Consider the following 21,974-nt stretch of genomic DNA (forward strand, 5'->3'; position numbering starts at 1 on the left):
CTGGCAAGACGGTATCTACGAAATTAGCCCCGATCATCCTTTTCGCCGAGGAAGAAGTACCACAGCGGAATCGACGTCAGCGCGGTAAATACCGTGGTATACAACGCAATCATAAAGCCCTGCGTGATGTACATGGTCAGCGACCAATGGCTGAACGGAATGCCATATTGATCGATAACGCCGCCGATAATCGCATTGCTCATCACCGTGCCGACAATCAGCGCCAGGATAAACAAACCGCGCAGGAAGTAGCGCATCTCTTTACGCTTCACGGCAAATCGCGCGCGAATGATGCCCAGCGGAGATTGCTGCGAGGCCAGCAGCGCGGCTTCATCCAGCGGTGCGCGTTGCTGTTTGCGCCAGCGCAGGATGTCCAGCAGCAGGAACGCCAGCAAACTCGCACCCATCACCGGCAGCGCATAACCCAGCGCCAGCGCCACCATTAACCAGGCACCTTTGGCGTAATGCGGCAGCGCCATCCAGGTTTCGGTCAGGGTTTGTGCCGGATTCGCTTCGACATCTTTTGGCCGACGAATCCACCACATGCGATAACCGAACACGATCATGCTGCATAAACCGAGGCCAAAGAACGCCAGCAGCAGCTGATTAGCCAAACCAAACAGCACGCCCATATGCGCATCCACGCCCCAGCGCGTCAGCTTCGCCACCAGCGGGAAACTGGCAAAGTAAACGTGATCCACCACGCTAAAGTCCTGCGGATTCACCGACACCGCATCGACTCGCGTTGGCCAGCTGCGATCGATCTCCGTCACCGCCCACGCTTTTTCTGCGCTTTTTGGCTGACGCAGTTCGAGCTTCGCCGCGCTCAATCCATCCTGACGCGCCGCATTCAGCACGCGATCCCAGTCGGCATCAGCGGCGTTATTGCGCGCTGGTTTAGCGGGCGCCGCCGTTGGTTTGGTCATCGACGACATCGGCATACTCATGCCCGACATATCCATATCCGCCTTGTGCTCGGCGTGCGGATCGGCCGGTGCAGCAGGCGCATCGCTGTTGAGCGAGGTATTCACCTGTGGCGTCAGCCAGTTCAGTTCGGTACGCATGCGATCGATATTGCCGCCCGCCCACTGCGACCACGTCAGGCCGGTCACCGAGAAGAACACCAAACCGATTGCCAACGTCAGACCGAGCGTAATGTGCCAGTGGCGGCTGAAGGCGAAACCGCTGCGCGGCTGTTTCAGCTTACGTTTCGGACGCGTTCCCAGCCACAGCACCACGCCGCCGAGAGCGGCCACCCACAGCCAGGACGCCGCCAGTTCACTGTAGTTACGACCGAAATCGCCGAGCAGCAGGCTGCTGTGCAGTAAGTCGATGGTGGTGCGCAGCGGCAACACGCCGCTGGTGCCGTAAACCGGCATATCGCCTTTCACTTTCAGGCTGTAGGGATCGATAAACACCGCACGCGACAGTGACGCACCGAGCGTGGCGTCGCTGAACTGCACGCGCGTGGTATCCGTTGCGCCCGGCGCAGGACGCACCGCGTAGATGTGCTGATTTTGGCCCGCATAGGCGCGTGCCGCGCTGATTTGTGCGGACAGCGGCTGCGCGTTGCCTTGTGGTTCGGCGGTTAGCGCATCGGCATAAATCAGGTTTTCCAGCTGGGGCGTCAACACATAAAGCGTGCCGCTGAGCGCCGCAACAAAGATGAACGGGGCGACAAACAGACCAATATAAAAATGTAAGCGACGTAGCAAATTAAGCACCGCGCCGCGCGGTGCTGCAGAGTGAGCAGCAGACAAAGCCGTCTTCCTTCCAAAAAGAAATTGTCTTAGCACAGCGCTCAAGCTGAGCGTGCGCTGCAATAAATGAGGTCAGCAGGAAAGCGGTGCAGGCGGGGCGCGCGGACGATGAATGCTGCTAATGCGACGCACAATCGGCGCAACCACGTGGGGCAGCGGCGGGGCGCGCGAGATCACCATGATCAGCCAGATGAACGGAATAAACACCCACATCAGGAGCGGGACATGCACCAGCAGATCACAGTAGCCGCAGGCAAACTCGCCGTCGTCCATCATGTGATGGCTCATGCCGGGCATCGGCATATCCGCCATCATCATTTCATGATGGCTCATTGAGCTATCCATCATGCTGTGCTGCGGCATCGCCTGTAGCTGGCTTTGACGCTCCATCAACGTTTTCGACACAATCGGCGCGACGAACAGCAGCAGCACCGCCACAATGGCGACGCAGGCAGTCAAACGCTGGCGGAAGTGATGTGTAAACGTCATGGTTGCTAGTGGATGATTCCGTAATTGAGGCGGAAGTGTAACGCGATTGACGTTGATGGGTTAAAAAAATAGAGGCTATTTTAGAAAAAATTCGCACCTTTTGAAAATAGTCACTTAAAGAGATGCGGCTGTTAACGTTAATGCAACCTGATAAAAACAGAGAGGAAACATAAGGGCAAGGATGGAGAAGTGAATGGCGTTTATTGCGTAATGCAGGTTAATGCGGGGCGGTCGCCATGAATGGCGACCCTATGGGTATTTTGCGGGTTTTTCGTAGGGTGCGCATTCATGCGCACCTGGATACAGCGGCAATCTATTGCGCGTAAATCGCGCCGCTACGGCTTGTGCGGTGATGCAAAACTGTATTTGCAGGGCGCTTTAGAATATCGATCTTCCCAATCGCTCGGTGAGTTTCTCCAGCAGCGCGGTGCCCGCTAAGGAGTTTCCCGAATGATCCAGCGCGGGCGACCAGACGGCGATACTCATGTCGCCGGGGATCACCGCAACAATGCCGCCGCCGACGCCCGACTTCGCTGGCATGCCAACGCGCCAGGCGAATTCGCCGGCACCATCGTACATGCCGCTGGTCATCATCAACGCGTTCACCTGACGTGCCTGGCGCGGTGAGATCACCGCCGATTCATCATCCTGAGTGCGGCCATGATTGGCGAGATAGAGGAAGGTGCGCGCCAGTTCTTCGCAACTCATCGCCAGCGAGCAGTAATGAAAATAGGTTTCCATCACTTTGCTGACATCGTTATGGAAATTGCCGAAGGATTTCATCAACCAGGCGATTGCAGCGTTACGTGCCGAATGTTCGTATTCGGAGCGCGCGACGACGCGGTCGTAATTGATGTCATGTTGCTGCGCCAGACGACGCACAATTTCCAGCATGCGCTGGCGCGGCGCGGTCAGGCGGCTTTCCAGCAGATCGCACATCACCAGCGCACCGGCATTGATAAACGGATTGCGCGGTTTACCCTGTTCGAGCTCCAACTGCACCAGCGAGTTGAATGCCTGACCGGACGGCTCCTTGCCAACGCGCTGCCAGATTTCGTCCTCTTCATACAAAGTGAGCGCCACGCTGAGCGACAGCACTTTGGAGATCGACTGAATAGAGAAGCGCGTCGCGGCATCGCCCGCCTGAAAACAGCGTCCGTCGGGCGTGCAAATGGCGATGCCGAGCTGATCGGCATCCACGTCGGCCAGCGCCGGAATATAATCCGCCACTTTTCCCTGTTGGGTGAGCGGGCGAACTTCGCTGACAATCTCTTCTAGCAATGCATTACTGATTTCCGACACCTTTACGCTCCTGCTGCTGCGCATAAATGCGCACCCTACGAAAATCTCGCCTGACTGTAGGGTCGCCATTCATGGCGACCTGCCCGCACGTCTCTGACAACTCTGGACATTGGTGGCCAGGATGATGGTGATTTGCGTGCAGCGCGTCAATCGGCGACGCGAAATTCTGTGAGCCTTCTGGGTGAAGCCTGCGTTACAGTGCGGGCTGATTTCATTAAATGTCGAGCCCGCGCGATGATAACTAACCTTTTTCGCGATTTCCCCGCCGCCGCACAGATCGGCAACGCAGAGACGTTTGAAGCGCTGCTGACGCAGCCCAATCTGCATATCGAACGCATCGTTTCAACTGGACAAGCCAGTCCACCCGATTTCTGGTACTGCCAGACGCAAGGGGAATGGGTGATCGTTTTACAAGGATCGGCAGGATTTCAGCTGGAAGGGGAAGCACAGGAACGTCACTTGCAGGTCGGTGATTTTGTCGAGATTCCCGCTGGCTGCCGCCATCGCGTCAACTGGACGGACAGCCGCGGCCCAACGGTGTGGCTCGCGGTGCATTACGGCGCGCTTCCGGTTAGCGAAATCTGAAGTGAGAACCTCATCACATGCGAAAAATATATTCCATGATATAAAATATGGAAAATTTATTTCAAATTGAGAGGATTCTATCATGTCATCGTTGCCGTCCCTTGAAACCCTGTTGCAGCAGGAAGCCGAGCATCGTTTACCGCAGTTTGATTTCGATTTAGCGTGGCAAATCGGCCAAAGCATTCAGCAGCGCGCGCGGGAAGACAATGCGCCTGTGGCTATCGAAGTCTATGCGTTTGGGCAGGTGCTGTTTCTGGCGGCGTTGCCAGGATCAGCCCCAGAAAATCTGGAATGGATGCGTCGCAAGCGCAATACCGTGCTGCTGACCGGCCATTCTTCAATGTATGTGGGGCTTTTCAATGAGCAGAAGGGCGAGCGGATGGCGCAGCAGGGTTATACCCGCCAGGAAGATTACACCGATCACGGTGGCTCTTTCCCGCTGCTCACTTCTCAAGGCGCGATCATCGGCGCAGTGACTATCAGCGGTTTACCGTCTGAAGACGATCATGCGTTAGCGCTGTGGGGGATTGCCCAGCTGCTGCGATGAGTTTGTTAGAAGAAAGAATGCCGGAGATTGAAAATGGCCTCCGGCGTTTTAATTCTCAAAATAACAGCGTTGCTGAACCAACGCCGCAGGCTTTGGCGTATCGCGCGATAGTATCCAGGCTGGCAGAGGTAATATTTTTTTCCATACGCGAAACGGTGGGCGGTTTTACTCCCATTCGCTCTGCAACCTGAGCGCTGGTTAAACCCGCATTCTGGCGCCACTCTTTGAGTAGCGATTGCATTCGCGATTTACGCTCCTCAGCTTCCCATGCTGCACGGTATTCGGGGTCTTGCAGCATCTCTTCATGAATTTGATTGTGAGTTTTATATTTCATTCTGCATTTCCTCCAGCCTTCGCAGGGCTTTCTCTATTTCTGATGATGGTATTTTTTGACTCTTCTTAATAAAAATACGCAGCATGTAAATTTTCTGTCCTCGCAGGTACACCCAAAGTCCGCGTGAGATATCGGTACCAGAGGTTCTAATCTCATACAGCCCATTTCCCAGCGGTTTGGTATGAGGCTCACGGAGACTACAAGGATCGGTTTGTAAACGATTGACCAGTTTTACAAATTTCACGCGAATGATAGGTGGTAATGATCTAAGTTCATCCTCAGCGGCGTCATGGTAGATAACCTCGAACACTGGCTGGCCTCCGTGCGATAATTCTAACGATGATTTTGTATTAGCTCAACAGCTAATATTAGCCTGTGGGCTAATGCTCAATACTTAACCGAACGGAAGTTTAAAAGTATTCAAAAAACAAAAACGCCCGATGTGATCAACACACCGGGCGTTTTATTGCACAACAAACGCTATTTCATTGCCGGGACTTTCAGCTTATCCCCTGCGCCGGTGGTTTTGCGCAGATCGGCGACCTGGCTAGCTTTCACCTCGGCAGCCTGATTACCCCACGAATTCCTCACGTAGTTCAGCACATCGGCCATCTGCTGATCGTTAAGCTTCCAGGAGAATGCTGGCATGCCTGCGGACGTTGGGCGGTCTGCGGTGTGCGGCGCGCGAGCACCGTCCAGCAGCGCGTGGATCATGTTGGTGGGATCGTTCTGCATCGCGCCATTGCCGGCAAAGGCGGGCACCATGCCGGTGATACCTTCACCTGACAAACCGTGACACGCCGAGCAATCCACTTCATAGCGCAGTGCAGCCTGATCGTGACGCGTTTTATCCATCACAAATCCGGCGGTTTGCGGCGTGGAAGAGGCCGGTAAGCTGCGCAGATAAGTGGCGATAGCGTGCAGATCGCGATCGTTGAAATACTGCGTCGAATGCTCAACCGCTTCCGCCATTGGACCCGCCGCCACGCTTGCACCGTTCGAGCCGGTTTTCAGATAGTCAGCGATCTGCTCATCGCTCCATTTGCCAATGCCAGCGTGAGGATTCGGCGTGATATCCGGCGCGTACCAGCTTCCCAGATTGCCACCTTGCAGATATTGGCTGCTGATTTCGCCGCCCAGCGCGTTGCGAGCGGTGTGGCAGACGCTACAGTGCGCCGGACCATCAACGATGTACTTACCGCGATTCCACTCATCATTCTGCGCGGTTTGCGGCTTGAATGCGTTGTTATCGAAGAACAACAGGTTCCAGCCAGCCATCGCCAGACGAATGTTGTAGGGGAAATTCATGCCCGCATTTTCATCGATGGCGTTGTGCACCGGTTTTTGCGCCGAGAAGTAGGCCCAAAGATCGTGCATATCACCATCGCTCATCTGGGTGTAAGCGGTGTACGGCATCGCCGGATAGAGGAAGCCGTGTTCACCGCGTCCCTGACGCACCGCGTTGAAGAAATCGCGCTCGGTCATATTGCCGATGCCGGTTTCACGATCCGGCGAAATGTTCGAGGTCTGCAGCGCGCCAAATGGCGTATCAATTTTGTAGCCGCCGGAGAAGTCCGCATTGTGACAGGCGGCGCAGTCGGCGAGGCGCATCACGTATTCACCGCGTTTGATGGCGGCATCGTCGTTGCTGTGGAAATCGGCCAACTGCACTTTATCGTCAGCAACGTTGGAGCGCGCGCTGTCTAACACCACCCACAAACGGCCTGACGCCACGATGCCCGCCATCACCGCCAGTGCGGCGAGCGTGTAGGTAATTTTCTTTGCTTTCGCCATGATTACGCCCCCACCAGCGGTGCCGGATTATTGATGTACTTCTGGTGGATCGCCTGCGCAGCACGCACCGCCAGCGCACCAATGGTAATGGTCGGGTTATAACCGCCGTTGTTGGGGAAGGCGGATGCGCCGACCACAAACAGGTTGTGCGCATCCCAGCTTTGCAGATAGGGATTGAGTGCGGAGGTGCTGGGATCGGCGCCCATCACCGCGCCACCAATGGTGTGCGAGCTGTGCTGCTGGTACGGATTCCAGCTCTTCTCCGCCTGGTTATCCACCACGATGTGCTGGCCGCCGGTCTCTTTCATGATGTTGATGGCGCGATCGGTGACATATTTCGCCATGCGTAAATCGTTCTGGTTCCAGTCGAACGTGGTGCGGATCAGCGGCTGGCCGTGACGATCTTTGTAGTTGGGATCGAGATCGAGATAGGCTTCGCGCATCGGCATCGAGGTGCCCTGGCAGAAGATGGTACCGGCGGTTTGGTAATCACGCTTGTAGCCCGTTTTCCACTCGCTGCCCCAGCGTTTAGTGCCCGGACGCAGGCCGTTCATGTTCTGAATCGGACGACCGTTGGTGGAGAAGCCCATGATGCCCGCACCGCCGATGAAATCGAGATCGCTGTGGTCGAAGTTATCGCCGTTGAAGTCATCAATCTGCACCGCCAATGCGCCGCCGCCGATGAACGGGTTCATGTATTCGTTATCGAAGAAGCCGGTGACGCTGGAGCAGGTTTGAAAGTTGTAGTTACGGCCAATGGTGCCGCGACCAGTCAGCGGATTGTATTGCTCGCCCACGCCGGAGAGCAGCATCAGGCGCACGTTATCCATCTGATAAGCGGTGATACAGACGATATCCGCCGGCTGGAAGCCTTCCACGCCATCCTGGGTGATGAATTTCACGCCTTTCACCGTTTTACCGTCGTCATGCTTCACGGCGTGCAGCACTTCGGTTTCGGTCAGCAGCGTGAAGTTTGGACGGCGCATCAGCACCGGCAGAATGCACGCTTGCGGCGATGACTTGGAGAAGTTGCCGCAGCCGTGGAAGTCGCAGAAGCCGCAATAGGTGCACGGACCCATGCTGACGCCGAGCGGATTGACATAAGCTTGCGACAGGTTACCGGCAGGCACCGTGAACGGGTGATATCCCATGCTTTCGGTGGTTTTGCGGTACTTGCTCATCCAGTGCGTATCTTTCAGCGGCGGGGTGGGATAGTCACGCGATCGCGGGCCTTCAAAGATATTGCCGCCTTTTTGCGGCTGGCCATTGAGATTGCCCGCGATACCGGAAGTGCCCGCAATACGCTCGAAGCGATCGTAGAACGGTGCCATTTCGTCGTAGGTCACGCCCCAATCCTGCAGCTGCAAACCCTGCATCTTCTTCGCGCCGTAGCGTTCACGGGTTTGCTTCGCCACTTCAAAATCCCACGGCGTAAAGCGCCATGACATGCCGGCCCAGTGCGTGCCTGCACCGCCGACGTTCCAGCCAAATTGAAACGCCGACCAGTTACGCACCGGCGCCGCCAGCTGATCGCTGCGGTTGCGGAAGGTGGTGGTTTCCACGCTCATGGGTTGCAGGATTTTGCGACGCGTGTGGAAACGCAGTTCATCGGCATCAATGGCGACCGGGAAATCGGTCGAGGTATCGCGCCAGGCTCCGCGCTCAATGGCGACCACGTTGAGTCCCGCGCGGGTAAGCTCTTCCGCCATCACCGAACCGGCCCAACCTAAGCCGACGATCACCACGTCAGCTTTATTTCTTACTAATGACATTGACTCAGCTCCGGCTATTTAATCGTTAGGAATTAGGCTGACGGGAATAAGCGCCAGATTTTCGTTGCGGCGTTCGATATAAGGGCGATAGTCATAGCGTGCGCCAGGAAAACCGATCATTTTCCAGCCCGCCATATTTTTATTTCCGCCATAAATCGGATCCGCTAAATAGCTTTCGCGCGCGTTTTGCAGCATTAATTCAAACAGCGCCTGGCTATTTACGTCTTTTCCTAAATCGATCTTGCCGTCTTCCATTGCCGTCAGGAATGTATCGATCTGTTCAGCTGATAAGGTATGCAATGAAGCCTGATGCTGTTGCTGCGCCCACTTTTCCAGCGCGGCTAAGCCGGTTAAATAGCGTGCTTTTGGCGGGGTGAGAAATTGCGGGCTGCCCATCAACGCCGCTTCATTTTCCGGATGCAGCGGCGCCTGCAAATAGAGCGCCGCGCCGGAGCCATAATCACCGGCTAACTGGTTATCGAGGAACTCAATCGCGCCCGCTTCACTGGCGGATGGGCCAAGGTCATCGGCGGGGATCAGGCGATCAAAAATGGCGGCAAGGTTCTGGCGATCCAGCGGGTTAGTGAGCACCTGATAACCGCCTTGCCATGCCGGTTGCGGCAGGTGATCGGTGCTGAGTTTCGTTTCCAGCGGGACACTATGCAGCTCTTTCGCCCGCAGCTGCGGCGCGACGGCGAGGGATGCCACAATTCCACTGAGCGAAAAGAGCGCTTCTCTTCGGTTCATACTTTTTATCCCTTAAACTTCAACAGATGAATATTGACAGAGCACGACGTTCAGATATTTCAGACGCAATGACCGCGCGCTGAATAGCGCGCAGGCGCTAGCGACGAATCTGCGTTCGTTATTATTTTTTTCAGAGGTAGGGTAAATATACGGTCGCCATTTATGGTGACCGTATTCGCGGGAAACCCGTTTATCGGGCTCCCTTTATGTTAATGAATATATTTATTCATATCTTCATAGCAGTGACGGGAAATATCCCACAAATCGTCTTCCCAGTTTTGCGGGCTTAAGAGTTCCGGTGACCAAACGCCGTCGTAGCCGGTGGCTTTAACCGCCGCCACCCAGGCGGCAATATCCACGTCGCCTTCGCCTGGTGCATAGTCGCGCTGTACCCACTCATCCCAGGCTTCGCCCGGTTTGGCCGCACGGCCATCGCAGAAATGGACGCCGTAAATCAGCTCTTTATCCATGCGCGCCACTTCATCAGGCGTGGTGCCACCGCCAGCATGCAGGTGCCAGAAATCCACCACCACGCCGAGATTGTCTTTGCCGCTCTGTTTAATCAGATCCAGCGCGTGTTGCAGCGAATTGAACGCGGTGAAGGCGACGACTTCTATCTGGAATTTGATGCCGTGCGGCGCGCCGATATCGGCGATGGCGGAGATATTCTCCAGCAGGATGGCATCGCGCTCGGCGGCGGAAAGGTGATCGAGTTCGGTCAGCGCCATGATTTGCACCACCGGACAACGCAGTTCCACCGCGGCCTGGCAGATTTTTTTCGCTTCGCGCAGCAGCTCAGCCCGCGCTTCCGGCTCATGGCGACCAATGCGTTTCAGCGCATTGATGCAGGTAATATCGACGCTGTATTTCGCCATCAGATCGCGGTAGGCAGCATAGCTGCCACCATTTTCCAGATAGCGATACAGATGTTCTGGCAGGATTTCCAGCCCGCTAAAGCCAGTCTCATGGGCGATGCGTAACTGAGTGACGGCATTGCTGTACCAAACAGACACGCCATGCAACGACAACTTCATCTCTCCTCCTTGTTACCTCAGGGCTTCAGGTGAGAGCGTCGAATACGCAATTCTCCCTGAGACCAAACGCCACCCGGAGTGGCACGTTCATCAATCAACCGGTTCAGGGCTTCAGTGATGATCAAATCAATACGCTGACTGAAAGTGGTGAGCTGCCAGCTGGGCAAGCTGGCTTCATCGATATCATCGAAGCCCACCACCGCCATAAATTTGTTGCCTGCACCTTCGCGCAAGGCCGCTAGCGCGCCGAGCGCCAGCACATCGTTTTCGCAAAACAGCGCTTCAACCCGCTGATCGGGCGCGTGCGCGTTGAGATAATCGGTCAACGCCGCGTAGCTGCGTTCGCGGGCGTATTCACCGGCGGTTAGCAGCACTTCCAGCGCCAGGCCGGCTTGGTTCAGCGCAAGTTGCAGACCTTCTAAACGCAGCGTGTGATGGCTGCTGGTGGCCGGGCCCATCATGTACCCGATGCGCGTATAACCTTGCGCCAGCAGCAGCTCGCCCAGCTGTTTGCCCGCCTGCAAGCCATCGATATTGACCACTTCAATATCTGGCTCGTCGTTGTTACGGCACACTTGCACCAGCGGAATGTGGTGCATTTCACGCGCCACGGCGACCAGCTCATCGCTTAGCACCGTGCCGAGAAACAGCATGCCATCGACCTGCAGCTGATCGGCCAGCGACAGCACCGCGCGGTAGTTTTCACCGCTACCAATATTCAGCAGCAGCGCCATGTAGCCGCGCTGCTGTAGCTGGCGGGTGACGGTGTCGAGCATCAGCATCGAGTGCGGATTTTTTAGCTCGTCGATTACCACGCCAATAATCTGTGTCTTCTTCTGCGACAGGCTGCGTGCCAGCAGGTTAGGGCGGTAACCCAACTCGGTAGCAATCGCTATTACGCGTTCGCGCGCTTTCTCGGAAATAGACGCGCCGGGCGTAAAGGCGCGCGACACCGTCCACTTTGAGACGCCAGCCAGTCTTGCCACATCGCTGGCGGTGGCTTTGTGAGATTTTGCGGTTGGTTTACTCATAGCACCTGCATAGGGGAAAAAGCGGAGACCCCCAGCATTGAACGTGAAACCCAACGGAAAATAAACACCTAAGCGTATGCAATTGGCGTAAAGCGCGACAAATAACCCTGTTTTTATGATGTTGCGATTATGTTTGATCTTTGCACCCGATTGCAACGTTTTTTGCAATCGGGTGCATTTCATTAACTTTTTGTGATCGATTTCGCTGATTTGCACTTTGCCAGATTGACTAAAAAGTCGTCTTAGCTGACATTTTGCTCACCACTACCAAACAAATCTCATTTTTACCTAACGCGTGCAGCTTATTTTGCACCCGGTAGCAAAATGATAAACAGCTAAAAATTAGTCTCTACCTCTTACCTCAAACCATTTTGCACCCGAGTGCAAAATAAACAGGAGTTGTTATGCTCATCGGTGAAAAGAGTATTCCACGCCCACTGCGCTGGGCCATGATCGGTGGCGGCCGTCTCAGCCAGGTTGGTTATAAACACCGTTGCGGTGCGTTGCGGGATAACACGGCGTACCAGATGGTTGCCAGCGCCTTTGATATCGACGCTGAACGTGGCCGCGATTTCGGCGTCAACTTAGGGCTCGATGCGGATCGCTGCTACGCCACTTATCAGCAGCTGCTGGCCGAAGAGGCGAAGCGTGCGGATGGCGTTGAAGTGGTGTCCATCGCCACGCCAAACGGCACCCATTTTGAGATCACCAAAGCGGCATTGAATGCCGGTATTCACGTGATTTGTGAAAAGCCGCTGTTCTTCACCACCGCCGAAGCGCTGGAAATCAAAGCACTGGCGGCGGCAAAAGGGCTGATCGTTGGCGTGACCTACGGTTTCTCCGGCCATCCGCTGCTGATGCAGATGCGCGCGATGATCGCCAATGGCGAAATTGGTGATGTGCGCATGGTGGAGCTGCAATACACCCACGGCTTTAGCGCCAATGACAGCGCCGACAAATTCAGCGAAGCGCAAAAATGGCGCGTCGATCCGAAGATTGCCGGTCCGTCGTTTGTGCTCGGCGACATCTCTACCCACACCTTCTACATCTCCCAGCTGGTGCTGCCAGAACTGAAAGTGAAATCGCTGCTGTGCGATCGCCAGAGCTTCATTCCGTCGCGCGCGCCGCTGGAAGATAACGCCATGGTGCTGATGCATTACGACAACGGCGCGGTAGGGCGCATGTGGGCCTCATCGATCAATGCCGGTTCGATGGACAGCCAAAGTATCCGCGTAATTGGTTCGCGCGCCAGTCTGGAGTGGAGCGACTACAACCCAGGCGAGCTGAAATATGAAGTGCAGGGCCAGCCGAATCAGATTATGCATCACGGCATGCCGTACCTGCATGAAAGCGCCTTGGCCGATGAACGTCTGGGCGCGCTGCACACCGAAGGTCTGGCGGAATCCTGGGCCAACATCTATCTGAAATTTGCCATCGCTATTCACGCCACCCAACAGGGCGACCAAACAACGCTCGATAACCTGATCTATCCCGATATTAACGCCGGGATTGAAGGTGTGCGCTGGATCGAAAACTGCGTGCGTTCTGCGGACAACGGCGCGAGCTGGGTTAACTACGAATAAGGATTGTCATGAAACTTTCGTTTTGTACCGATAGTCTGGGTCATCTGTCGTTTGAACAGATGCTGGATAAATTGCTGGAGCTGGGCGTTTACGGCGTGGAGATGACGACCGGAGGTTGGTCACCGGCACCGCATCTGCGCACCGAAGAGTTGCTCGGCAGCGCCACGCAGCGTCAACAATTGCTGCAGGCGCTGGAGAGTCGCGGCATGTCGATTGCGGCGTTGAATGTGTCGGGTAATCCGCTCGATCCAGGCGAGCTGGGCAACAAGCACAAGCGCGATACGGAAAACGCGCTGGCGCTAGCCGGTGAACTGGGCGTGAAGAAAATCGTCATGATGAGCGGTCTGCCGCCCGCCAGCCCGCACGACACCATTCCAAACTGGATCACTTACACCGTGAGCTGGCCGCCGACGCTGAAAAACTGCCTCGATTATCAGTGGAATGAAGTGGCGATTCCTTACTGGCAAGGGCTGGTGCAGCGCGCCAAAGAGAGCGGCGTGGAGAAATTCGCGCTGGAGAACTTCAGTTCGATGCTGGTGTGGAATCCGGAAACCTTGTTCCGCCTGCGCGACGCGGTTGGCGATATGGTGGGCCTGAATCTCGATCCCAGCCATCTGCTGTGGATGGGCGCGGACCCGATTGCCGCAGCGCGCGCGCTCGGCCCGGCGATTCATCACTGTCACGGCAAAGATGTGCGTCTGGAGCGCGGGCTAGTGGACATCAACGGTCTGCTGGAAACCAAACCGGTGGAAGATGTCGCCAATCGCGCCTGGAACTATGTTGCAGTTGGTTGCGGCCAGGATCTGCAGTGGTGGAAAGAGTTCTTCTCGGTAGTACGCATGATGGGCTACAACGATTGGGTATCGCTGGAGATGGAAGATCTCACCATGTCGGTGGAAGCGGGCGTGACCTCTTCGATCGCGGCGCTCAAGCAAACCATTAGCCAGTAATGTTAAACCCACGGCGGGCAACCGCTCGCCGTGTTCTGTACATCCAGCCTTGCCTGCCTGATAATTCGTGGTTCACTCATTATTAAGAGGCACGGCATGCTGGAAAACCACCCACAGCGCGATGAAATCAGGCTGGAGAATGTGCTGACGGCGTTGGGCAATCCGATGCGTATGACGGTGATCAGCATTCTGGCGGACGGCGGTGAACACACTTGCGGTTCGCTGCTGAAAGGTGTATCCAAATCCACCTTAACCCATCACTGGCGCGTGCTGCGCGAGGGCGGCATTATCTGGCAGAAACCGTCTGGCCGTGAAAATCTGCTGTCACTACGCCGCGACGATCTCGATGCCCGTTTTCCGGGTCTGCTCGATTCGCTGTTAAGCGCCACCCAGCAAGATCCCTTGACCCGCACCACGCTGGATGACTTCCAGGTTAAATAACCCGCGCCCGCCCAGCCAGTGTTGCCACAATCATCTGTAGTCCCGCAATCACCAACAGCAGCATCAGTGGCCACTGCCAGTTGCCGCCGACGTCATGCAGCAGGCCAAAACAGAGCGGGCCCAGCGCCGCTAAACCGTAACCGACGCACTGCGCCATGCCCGACAATTTCGACGCCTGCAAATGATCATGAGTGCGCAGATTAAACAATGACAGACAAATCACCATTGATGCACCGGCGCCTAATCCCGCCAGAATCAGCCACAGCAGCGCGTAATTCGGTGCCATTAACAGTCCGGCGACGGCGATAAAAATCGACAGCGAGGCGAGAAAACCAATCGCCCGCTGATCGCGCATTTTTTTCAGTGCACTCATGCAGGCCAGATTCGAAACGATGGCCACAATCTGATAGACGAACAACATGCCACCCGCTTCCAACTGGCTAATGCCACTGTCTTGTGCAAAAGGCGTGAACCAACCAATCAGGGTGTAAAACACCAGCGATTGGCAGGCCATAAACAACGAAACCTGCCAGCCCAAGGCCGCACGCCACGGTGAGCGCATTGACGTGCTGTTGGCGCTGTTTTTTGTCTGAGGCGCAGGCTTTTTCAGATACGGCAGCCAGGCTAACAGCGCGACGATCGCCGGAACCAGCCACACTGCTAATGAGAGTCGCCAGCCCGCGCGACTCAGCTCTGCCAGCGGCACCACCACGCCCGACGCAATGCTGGCGGTGATCGCCATGGTCATCGCGTACAAGCCAACATATCGCGCGGTGTGTTCAGTGAAGTCACGCTTGATCAGCGGCGGCAGCAGCACGTTGGCCGCCGCAATCCCCGAACTCAGGATGATCGTTCCCGCCCACAACGCAGATTCACTGCCGCTGATACGCAGAATCGATCCCAGCGTGATGAGCAGCAATGCGCCCCATAAACTGCGCTCGAGACCAAAACGGTTGCCGAACCACGCTGCGGGTGGCGCTAAGGTAGCGAACATCAACAGCGGCAAGAAGTTGATCACGCCCGCCGCACTGGCGCTCAAGCCAAACGTCAGACGGATGTTTTCCAGCACCGGGCCGACCGCAGTAATTGGCGTGCGCAAGTTGGCCGCCGTGAGCAGCAGTAAGAACAGGAAAAAACCAGAACGACGCAGGACAGGATTCGCAGATAAAACGGAATGGGTCATATTTTCGCACCATAACAATGAGGCAGACCGAGTCTGCTTATGGTGCGTTGGTTGACGTTAACGCTTACGCAGCGGCGATGGACCGCTGAAAGGAGGGCAATACTAACGAGTGAGTTGGGATATGTAAAGTCGGTTAGAACGTCCTGTACTCATCTGACAAAAGCCCACACAGATCTGAAATTCGGTTAAGTTCCTGCAAACCGCTGAGATCTTCTGCGGACAATCTTCCAGTTTTAATCACATCCTTAAAATCGGGCAGGTTTTTATCTTGTGGACGTTGTAAAACATCATCCTGAACAGGTTGTTCATCAATGGATTTAGAGACGATTTTTAACATTTAAGCGCTTTTCCTCTTCATTTTACTGACCAGGTGAAAGAAGCAGAGTGGGACTTTTTGAAAATCACGTCCATGATCATCAACAGGAATTGCGGCTTGCATAAGGATGAATTAAAGATGAAAATTGTGCGTACAAACGTGATTACAGCGAGTGAGTTTATGGCCAATATTAATCTCAGAATCGATGATGAATTAAAAGCGCGTGCTTTCGCCGCGCTTGAAAAAATGGGCATTACTCCCTCAGAGGCATTGCGGCAGACCCTGGAATACATTGCTGATAATGAAAGACTGCCTTTTAAGAAAACCTTATTGAGTGATGAAGACGCCGAATTAGTGGAGATAGTGCGTGAGCGCTTACGAAATCCGCAGCCTGTAAGAGTGACATTGGATGATCTCTAATGAAGTATCTGTTGGAGTTCGACCAGCGTGCCTTGAAAGAGTGGCGAAAACTGGGTGAACAAGTTCGTGAGCAATTGAAAAAGAAGCTCGCAGAGATTATTCAGGCCCCACGAATCGAGGCTAATAGACTGCGAAGATTACCAAACTGCTACAAGATTAAGCTGCGCGCGAGTGGTTACCGACTCGTATATCAGGTGCAAGATGATCGCCTAATAGTATTTGTTGTTTCAGTCGGTAAGCGAGAGCATGAGGATTCATATGAAAATGCCAAACGGCGGCTACATGAGTAGACTTGCGCCATCGCGCATCCGCGTCCACCTTTAGTGTTTCCCTTTTCCACAAATGGACGAACAATGCTCTGGTTATGGAACGTGCTTATCTTGCTGGCAACCGTGGTGGTGATGGAAATCGTCGCGGCGCTGTCGCATAAATACATCATGCACGGTTGGGGATGGGGCTGGCATCTGTCGCACCACGAACCGCACAGCGGCAAGTTTGAACTCAACGATCTGTATGCGGTGGTGTTTGCGGTGCTGGCGATTGTGCTGATTTATGTCGGCGTACAAGGCATCTGGCCGCTGCAGTGGATTGGTGCCGGGATGACGACTTACGGCGCGCTCTACTTCATGGTGCACGATGGTCTGGTGCATCAACGCTGGCCGTTCCGCTATATCCCGCGCAAAGGCTATCTCAAGCGCTTATACATGGCGCACCGCATGCATCATGCGGTACGCGGGCGCGAAGGCTGCGTGTCGTTTGGTTTCCTCTACGCGCCATCGCTGAATAAGCTGCAAGCCACGCTGCGCCAGCGCCACGGGCGAAAAATCAACGAGGACGCTGCCACAGACCAGCCGGACGCGGCTCAGGACGAGCCACACGCGAAGTGATCGCCAAACCGGCTCCTTTCACCAGCAGCGCCAGTTTTTCACCTTTACTGGTGCGCTGCCGTGAATCCCAGGCGTGAACACCGGCGTGCTGAACTTTCACCCCGATTTCGCGATAAACACCGCGTGCCGTAGCGATGGCCCACGCCGAGCGCAGCGGCAAACCCGGCAAGCCGGATCGCGCCGAGTGATAATAGGGCTCCGCTTCCGCCACTAAACGCGCGGCCAGCGTGGCGAGCGCGGCACGATGTTGCGGTGCCGTCAGCGTATCGGCGCGTAATCCCGCTTGATCGAGCCAGGATTGCGGCAGATAGCAGCGACCATTTTCAGCATCTTCGACGATATCGCGCGCAATGTTAGTGAGCTGGAACGCCAGGCCTAAATCGCAGGCGTGATCGAGCACCGCTTCGTCGCGCACGCCCATTACGCGCGCCATCATCAAACCGACCACGCCCGCGACGTGATAGCAGTAACGCAGCGTGTCGTCGAAGTTGGCATAGTGTTCGTCGCGCGCATCCATGGCGAAGCCTTCCAGATGATCAAACGCCAATTGCTGCGGCAGTTGGTGAATGATCGCCACTTCCTGAAACGCTTTAAATGCCGGCTCATCCATGTGCGCGCCGCTGTAAGCGCGGCGGGTTTCAATCTGCAGATGCTGCATGCGTGCTTGCGCATCTTCGATGGCATGCTGCGTGCCGCCTTCGCCCAGCGTCTGCCCATCAATCACATCGTCGCAGTGACGACACCACGCATACAGCATCAGCGTGCTGCGGCGTGTCGGTGCATCAAACAGCTTGGCGGCGGTGGCGAAACTCTTCGAGCCCACCGCCATGGTTTGCGTCACTTGCTCAAGTAAAGGCTGTCGATTCATTCGGCGCGATCCTCCAGCATCAGGCGAGCGGTGGCCTTGGCCGAACCGATCACGCCGGGCACGCCTGCGCCTGGATGCGTACCCGCACCCACCAGATAAAGATTGCTGATATCGGCATCGCGGTTATGCGGTCGGAACCAGGCGCTTTGCGTCAAAATCGGCTCCAGCGAAAACGCCGAGCCGTGATGGGCATGCAGCGTGTCGCGAAAATCAAACGGCGTAAACATTCTGTGTGTCACTAATTGCTGACGTAATCCCGGCATGTAGTGCTGCTCCAGATAAGCAAAAATTCGATCGCGCAAGCGCGGTCCTTCCTGTTGCCAGTCGATGTCAGCGGTGCCGAGATGCGGCACCGGCGCTAACACATAAAAGCTGCCGCAGCCGGGCGGTGCCAGCGACGGATCGCTGCTGCAGGGCGCGTGCAGGTAGAGTGAAAAATCCTCTGCCAGCTGGCTGCTGTTAAAAATTTCATCAATCAATTCACGGTAGCGCGGACCAAAACAGACGGTGTGATGCGCGAGCTGTTCATGCGGCTGATTAAGGCCAAAGTAGAGTACAAACAGCGAGTTGCTCATGCGCTTACGCTTCAGCGATGTCGCACGCTTAACCGCCAGCGGATGATGGCGCAGCAGTTTGTCGTAGGTATGCACCACGTCGGCATTGGAAGCTACGGCGGCGGCATCGAAGCGTCGTCCATCCGTCAACTGGATGCCGCTAATCTGATTGCCACTGGTTTCCAACTGGCTCACTTCGGCATTCAATAACAGTTCGCCGCCCAAATCCTCAAACAGCCGCGCCATGCCATTTACCAGCGCGCCGGTGCCGCCGCGCGGAAACCACACGCCCCATTCACGTTCCAGCGCATGAATTAAGGTATAGATCGATGACGTTGCAAAAGGATTACCGCCCACCAGCAATGAGTGGAAGGAGAACGCCTGACGCAGGTGATCGTCCTGAATAAATTTCGCCACCATGCTGTAGACGCTGCGCCACGCCTGCAAACGTCCCAGCTGCGGCGCCACGCGCAGCATGTCACGCACCTGCAGAAACGGCACGGTACCGAGTTTCAGATATCCCTCTTTGAACACCTCGCGCGAATAGGTGAGGAACTGACGATAGCCTGCAACATCCTGCGGATTGAAGGTGGCGATCTGCTGCTCCAGCAGCGGCTGATTGTTGTCGTAGTCGAGCTGTTTACCATCTTCCCAACACAGGCGATAGAAGGGCGTGACCGGCATCAGCTCGACGTAATCGCTCAGCGATTTTCCCGCCAGCGTGAACAACTCTTCGATGGCGCTGGGATCGGTGATCACCGTGGGCCCGGCATCGAAGGTAAAACCGCTATCTTCAAATACATAGGCGCGTCCGCCCGGTTTGTCGCGCTGCTCAAGTAAGGTGGTTGGTATGCCCGCCGCTTGCAGGCGAATCGCCAGCGCCAGGCCGCCAAAGCCTGCGCCAATCACATAAGTGCGTTTCATTTTTTCTTCCCTGGTTCGACAGAATTCAACAGCGCGCGCAGCGCTTCACCGATGGGCACCGGCGGCTTGCCGCACAGAATCCGCGTTTTATCGCGCAGGCGCAGTTGCCCGGCGTAAAAGCGGCTAATTAACCCGGCATCGAGCCGGTAAAAACGTTGCATCACGCGCCAGCGCTGCTGTGGCTTACCGGCCAAAAACAGCATGCGGTTCAGCAGGCGGAAAAATCGCTGCTCGCGCCACTGCTGACGGGCAAAGCGTTCGATATGTTGACTGAGCGTGCTAGCCTCGGTGGGCAACAGCCTAGCGACCAACTCCGCCAGCGCCACGGCGGATGGCAAAGAGTAACCGGTTGTCGCATGAAACAGTCCGGCGCGCAGGCCGCTGCACGGCTGGCCGCGCTGCTGTTGCCAGAATCGATCAATATCGCCGCTCAGGGTAATCGGTAATATGCCGTGCTCTTCACGCAGCAGCGTGCCAAGCCGCCAGCCTTGCTGTTTGGCATAGTCGGCGATGTGCAGACGAGCGGTGTTCTCCGCCAGCGTAGGTTGATTAACGTAATGGGTATCTTCAATCAGTAACCGATCGGCGCTGAGCGGCAGCGTGTAGACAAACCGATAGCCTGCTTGCTGATCGACGGTGGCATCCATCAGGATCGGCTGCTGCAGGCCGTGCGGCTGCGCCAGCTGCCACTCTTGTCCAAGAAACACCTGATAACCCAGTTGCAAATGTGGCGTTGGCTGCAGGCCGCGACCATCCATCACCACCTGCGCATCAAGTTCACGTCCATCCGCCAGCGTCACCTGCGTGGGTTTTACCTGTTCAACGGCCGCGTTAGTCCACAGATCGTCACCCATTGCCGCGTAAAGATGCCGGGCAAAATCGTCTGACGCGATCGAACAATAATCCCCGTCCAGATTGCGGCGCAGCGCGGGAAAACGCACCTGATAGCCAGGCCAGCGCGCCGTAATCAGCGGTTGCAGCCAGCGCAGCTGTTCGGCGCTGAGATCGCTCTGATGAAACGACCAGGTATGATTGCCTGCCGGATGCGCATCGCTCTCCAGCAACAGGCATTTGAGATGCGGCTGCAGTTGACGCAGGCGCAGCGCGATCAAACCGTTCGCCAGTCCGGCACCGACCAGAATCACATCGTAGTGCACGCGCATCAGGTGGCCTCCGCCAGCACAACTTGCTGCTGGCACAGCGCCTGCTCGACGATGTCGGCGGCTCGTTGGCAACCGCCGGCACGCTGCAATTGCGCCTGTATCGCTGACATTCGTACCGCATAGCGATCGTCGGTCAGCAACTGTTGCAAATGCTGCTCCAGTTGATGAACGCGGGTAAAGCGCGAAGCGCGACGTCCAACGCCATGCCACTCAATGCGCGCCGCCACGCCGGGCTGATCAAAGGCAATCGGCAGCGCCAGCATCGGTGTACCGCATTCCAGCGCTTCCAGCGCGCTATTTAATCCGGCATGGGTGATAAACAGCTGCGCGTGCTGCAGCGCGGCGCGTTGATCGACGAAATCCGTCACCCACGCCGCGCCAGCGAGCTCAAGTTGATGCGCCTGATCGGCATTCAATCCCCCGCAATGGGCGATCACCAGTGACAGCCGCTGCTGGCGGCACGCCTGCGCCAGATGCAGGAACAGGCGGAAGCGATGGCCTTGCAGCGTACCCAGCGAGGCATAAACCACCGGCTGGCGCAGCGCCGGCCAGGGCGCGTTGAGCGGTGCAGGCGCAACCGGCGCGCGCAGTGGCCCGACGGCGTGATAGCAGGCGGGCAGTTGCTGACGCGGAAAATCAAAGGCGGGCACCATCTGGCTGATTTGTGCCAGCGGCGACAGGCACTGATGCAATCCGCGGCGCTCCGCTAAATTAAACGCCCGCGCGTGTTTGAGGATCACGTCGCCGTGACGACGCATGATGCGGTCATAAATATCGCTGCTGGCCTGAAAACGTTTCAGCGCTTTCTCATCCTGAGCAAAACGGAAGGGCATCACTGCCAGCGGAATGCCGGCTTCACGATTGACCAGCAAGGCGCAGGCCACCGAAACAAACGGCAGATGCAGCGCTTCAGCGACCAATCCGCCGGCCGCTTCCATTTCGTCGGCGATCACGCCATCAATGTTTAAGGCTTTCAGTACCGTAGGCAGTTCGCGGCACAGCATATCGGTGCAGGATGCGAGATCGTTGATCACGCGAAACAGCGACAGGCCGCCCGGCGAGGCCAATCGATGCAACACGGGCGCCAGCGAACCGGCCGGATGTGTCTGCTGGCCCACGGCAACAAAATCGATGCGTTCGTCGCTGAGCAAGGTGCGGGCGTCGGCTTGCTGGATGAAGGTGATGCGATGGCCACGCGCCAGCAGCGTTTGTGCTAACGCCTGCAACGCGTGAAAGTGGCTGTAAAGCGGCGGCGCGATCACCGCAAAGTGGCCCACCGGCTGAGCCGCG

24 protein-coding genes are annotated in these 21,974 nt (G+C 56.3%); 8 read left to right on the forward strand and 16 right to left on the reverse strand.

Features of this window, described 5'->3' with window-relative positions:
- Positions 1 to 23: 23 nt before the first annotated feature.
- The 3 genes from HX773_RS14020 to glsB all read right to left on the reverse strand — a co-directional run bounded on the left by HX773_RS14020 (position 24) and on the right by glsB (position 3,575).
- The gene (locus HX773_RS14020) at positions 24 to 1,760 is read right to left on the reverse strand and encodes a DUF2534 family protein (RefSeq protein WP_176972023.1); all 1,737 of its coding nucleotides are present in this window, start codon (positions 1,758 to 1,760) and stop codon (positions 24 to 26) included.
- A 72-nt stretch (positions 1,761 to 1,832) separates the two neighbouring features.
- The gene (locus HX773_RS14025) at positions 1,833 to 2,249 is read right to left on the reverse strand and encodes a DUF2946 domain-containing protein (RefSeq protein WP_176972024.1); all 417 of its coding nucleotides are present in this window, start codon (positions 2,247 to 2,249) and stop codon (positions 1,833 to 1,835) included.
- A 378-nt stretch (positions 2,250 to 2,627) separates the two neighbouring features.
- Positions 2,628 to 3,575 carry a glutaminase B gene (glsB, locus tag HX773_RS14030; protein WP_218168253.1) on the reverse strand — a complete coding sequence of 316 codons (948 nt, stop codon included), beginning with the start codon at positions 3,573 to 3,575 and terminating at the stop codon, positions 2,628 to 2,630.
- A gap of 210 nt (positions 3,576 to 3,785) precedes the next feature.
- Between glsB and HX773_RS14035 the strand changes: the two genes are divergently transcribed.
- Together HX773_RS14035 and HX773_RS14040 are read left to right on the forward strand one after the other, a co-directional pair.
- Positions 3,786 to 4,136 (forward strand): cupin domain-containing protein, encoded by a 351-nt coding sequence (locus tag HX773_RS14035; protein ID WP_176972026.1) that lies wholly within the window; start codon positions 3,786 to 3,788, stop codon positions 4,134 to 4,136.
- Positions 4,137 to 4,218: 82 nt separating this feature from the next.
- On the forward strand, positions 4,219 to 4,683 hold the full coding sequence (locus HX773_RS14040; RefSeq protein ID WP_176972027.1) for a heme-degrading domain-containing protein: 465 nt from the start codon (positions 4,219 to 4,221) through the stop codon (positions 4,681 to 4,683).
- Between the two features lie 55 nt (positions 4,684 to 4,738).
- Here HX773_RS14040 and HX773_RS14045 read toward each other — a convergent pair whose 3' ends face one another.
- The 7 genes from HX773_RS14045 to HX773_RS14075 form a co-directional block, all read right to left on the reverse strand.
- The gene (locus tag HX773_RS14045; protein WP_176972028.1) at positions 4,739 to 5,017 is read right to left on the reverse strand and encodes a helix-turn-helix transcriptional regulator; all 279 of its coding nucleotides are present in this window, start codon (positions 5,015 to 5,017) and stop codon (positions 4,739 to 4,741) included.
- Complete coding sequence (locus HX773_RS14050) at positions 5,007 to 5,327, reverse strand: type II toxin-antitoxin system RelE/ParE family toxin (protein WP_176972029.1); 321 nt, start codon at positions 5,325 to 5,327, stop codon at positions 5,007 to 5,009. Before HX773_RS14050 ends, HX773_RS14045 begins: the two co-directional genes overlap by 11 nt.
- Positions 5,328 to 5,497: 170 nt before the next feature.
- A complete protein-coding gene (locus HX773_RS14055; RefSeq protein WP_176972030.1) occupies positions 5,498 to 6,811 on the reverse strand; it encodes a cytochrome c in 1,314 nt (437 codons plus the stop codon).
- A 2-nt stretch (positions 6,812 to 6,813) separates the two neighbouring features.
- Positions 6,814 to 8,583, reverse strand: coding sequence for a GMC family oxidoreductase (locus tag HX773_RS14060; RefSeq protein ID WP_176972031.1), 1,770 nt, complete (start codon positions 8,581 to 8,583; stop codon positions 6,814 to 6,816).
- Positions 8,584 to 8,601: 18 nt separating this feature from the next.
- A complete protein-coding gene (locus HX773_RS14065) occupies positions 8,602 to 9,330 on the reverse strand; it encodes a gluconate 2-dehydrogenase subunit 3 family protein (RefSeq protein ID WP_176972032.1) in 729 nt (242 codons plus the stop codon).
- 209 nt (positions 9,331 to 9,539) lie between these two features.
- Entirely contained in the window at positions 9,540 to 10,364 is an 825-nt protein-coding gene (locus HX773_RS14070) for a sugar phosphate isomerase/epimerase (protein WP_176972033.1), read from the reverse strand.
- A gap of 17 nt (positions 10,365 to 10,381) precedes the next feature.
- Entirely contained in the window at positions 10,382 to 11,395 is a 1,014-nt protein-coding gene (locus tag HX773_RS14075; RefSeq protein ID WP_176972034.1) for a LacI family DNA-binding transcriptional regulator, read from the reverse strand.
- Positions 11,396 to 11,799: 404 nt separating this feature from the next.
- Between HX773_RS14075 and HX773_RS14080 the strand changes: the two genes are divergently transcribed.
- The 3 genes from HX773_RS14080 to HX773_RS14090 all read left to right on the forward strand — a co-directional run bounded on the left by HX773_RS14080 (position 11,800) and on the right by HX773_RS14090 (position 14,369).
- Complete coding sequence (locus tag HX773_RS14080) at positions 11,800 to 12,978, forward strand: Gfo/Idh/MocA family protein (protein WP_176972035.1); 1,179 nt, start codon at positions 11,800 to 11,802, stop codon at positions 12,976 to 12,978.
- An 8-nt stretch (positions 12,979 to 12,986) separates the two neighbouring features.
- A complete protein-coding gene (locus HX773_RS14085) occupies positions 12,987 to 13,928 on the forward strand; it encodes a sugar phosphate isomerase/epimerase (RefSeq protein ID WP_176972036.1) in 942 nt (313 codons plus the stop codon).
- A 96-nt stretch (positions 13,929 to 14,024) separates the two neighbouring features.
- Positions 14,025 to 14,369 (forward strand): helix-turn-helix transcriptional regulator, encoded by a 345-nt coding sequence (locus HX773_RS14090; RefSeq protein ID WP_176972037.1) that lies wholly within the window; start codon positions 14,025 to 14,027, stop codon positions 14,367 to 14,369.
- Here HX773_RS14090 and HX773_RS14095 read toward each other — a convergent pair.
- Positions 14,362 to 15,552: an MFS transporter gene (locus HX773_RS14095; RefSeq protein ID WP_176972038.1), complete on the reverse strand. Its 1,191-nt coding sequence runs from the start codon at positions 15,550 to 15,552 to the stop codon at positions 14,362 to 14,364. The genes HX773_RS14090 and HX773_RS14095 overlap by 8 nt on opposite strands.
- Before the next feature lie 133 nt (positions 15,553 to 15,685).
- Entirely contained in the window at positions 15,686 to 15,889 is a 204-nt protein-coding gene (locus HX773_RS14100; RefSeq protein ID WP_176972039.1) for a hypothetical protein, read from the reverse strand.
- Between the two features lie 159 nt (positions 15,890 to 16,048).
- Between HX773_RS14100 and HX773_RS14105 the strand changes: the two genes are divergently transcribed.
- The 3 genes from HX773_RS14105 to HX773_RS14115 all read left to right on the forward strand — a co-directional run bounded on the left by HX773_RS14105 (position 16,049) and on the right by HX773_RS14115 (position 17,175).
- Positions 16,049 to 16,288 (forward strand): type II toxin-antitoxin system RelB/DinJ family antitoxin, encoded by a 240-nt coding sequence (locus tag HX773_RS14105; protein ID WP_176972062.1) that lies wholly within the window; start codon positions 16,049 to 16,051, stop codon positions 16,286 to 16,288.
- Positions 16,288 to 16,578, forward strand: coding sequence for a type II toxin-antitoxin system RelE/ParE family toxin (locus HX773_RS14110; RefSeq protein ID WP_176972040.1), 291 nt, complete (start codon positions 16,288 to 16,290; stop codon positions 16,576 to 16,578). The genes HX773_RS14105 and HX773_RS14110 overlap by 1 nt, the downstream gene beginning before the upstream one ends.
- A 63-nt stretch (positions 16,579 to 16,641) precedes the next feature.
- Positions 16,642 to 17,175: a sterol desaturase family protein gene (locus HX773_RS14115; protein ID WP_176972041.1), complete on the forward strand. Its 534-nt coding sequence runs from the start codon at positions 16,642 to 16,644 to the stop codon at positions 17,173 to 17,175.
- On the opposite strand, the gene crtB is transcribed toward HX773_RS14115, so the two are convergent.
- Genes crtB through HX773_RS14135 form a run of 4 tightly spaced genes read right to left on the reverse strand, consistent with a single transcriptional unit; the run spans position 17,114 to position 21,961 of the window.
- A complete protein-coding gene (gene crtB, locus HX773_RS14120; RefSeq protein WP_176972042.1) occupies positions 17,114 to 18,043 on the reverse strand; it encodes a 15-cis-phytoene synthase CrtB in 930 nt (309 codons plus the stop codon). The two genes, HX773_RS14115 and crtB, sit on opposite strands and share 62 nt — an antisense overlap.
- On the reverse strand, positions 18,040 to 19,521 hold the full coding sequence (locus HX773_RS14125; RefSeq protein ID WP_176972043.1) for a phytoene desaturase: 1,482 nt from the start codon (positions 19,519 to 19,521) through the stop codon (positions 18,040 to 18,042). Before HX773_RS14125 ends, crtB begins: the two co-directional genes overlap by 4 nt.
- On the reverse strand, positions 19,518 to 20,684 hold the full coding sequence (gene crtY, locus HX773_RS14130; protein WP_176972044.1) for a lycopene beta-cyclase CrtY: 1,167 nt from the start codon (positions 20,682 to 20,684) through the stop codon (positions 19,518 to 19,520). Before crtY ends, HX773_RS14125 begins: the two co-directional genes overlap by 4 nt.
- On the reverse strand, positions 20,684 to 21,961 hold the full coding sequence (locus HX773_RS14135) for a glycosyltransferase (RefSeq protein ID WP_176972045.1): 1,278 nt from the start codon (positions 21,959 to 21,961) through the stop codon (positions 20,684 to 20,686). Before HX773_RS14135 ends, crtY begins: the two co-directional genes overlap by 1 nt.
- Positions 21,962 to 21,974: the final 13 nt, after the last annotated feature.

Origin of the sequence: Pantoea sp. B9002 (assembly GCF_013385945.1) — a bacterium.
Taxonomy (GTDB): Bacteria; Pseudomonadota; Gammaproteobacteria; order Enterobacterales; family Enterobacteriaceae; genus Pantoea.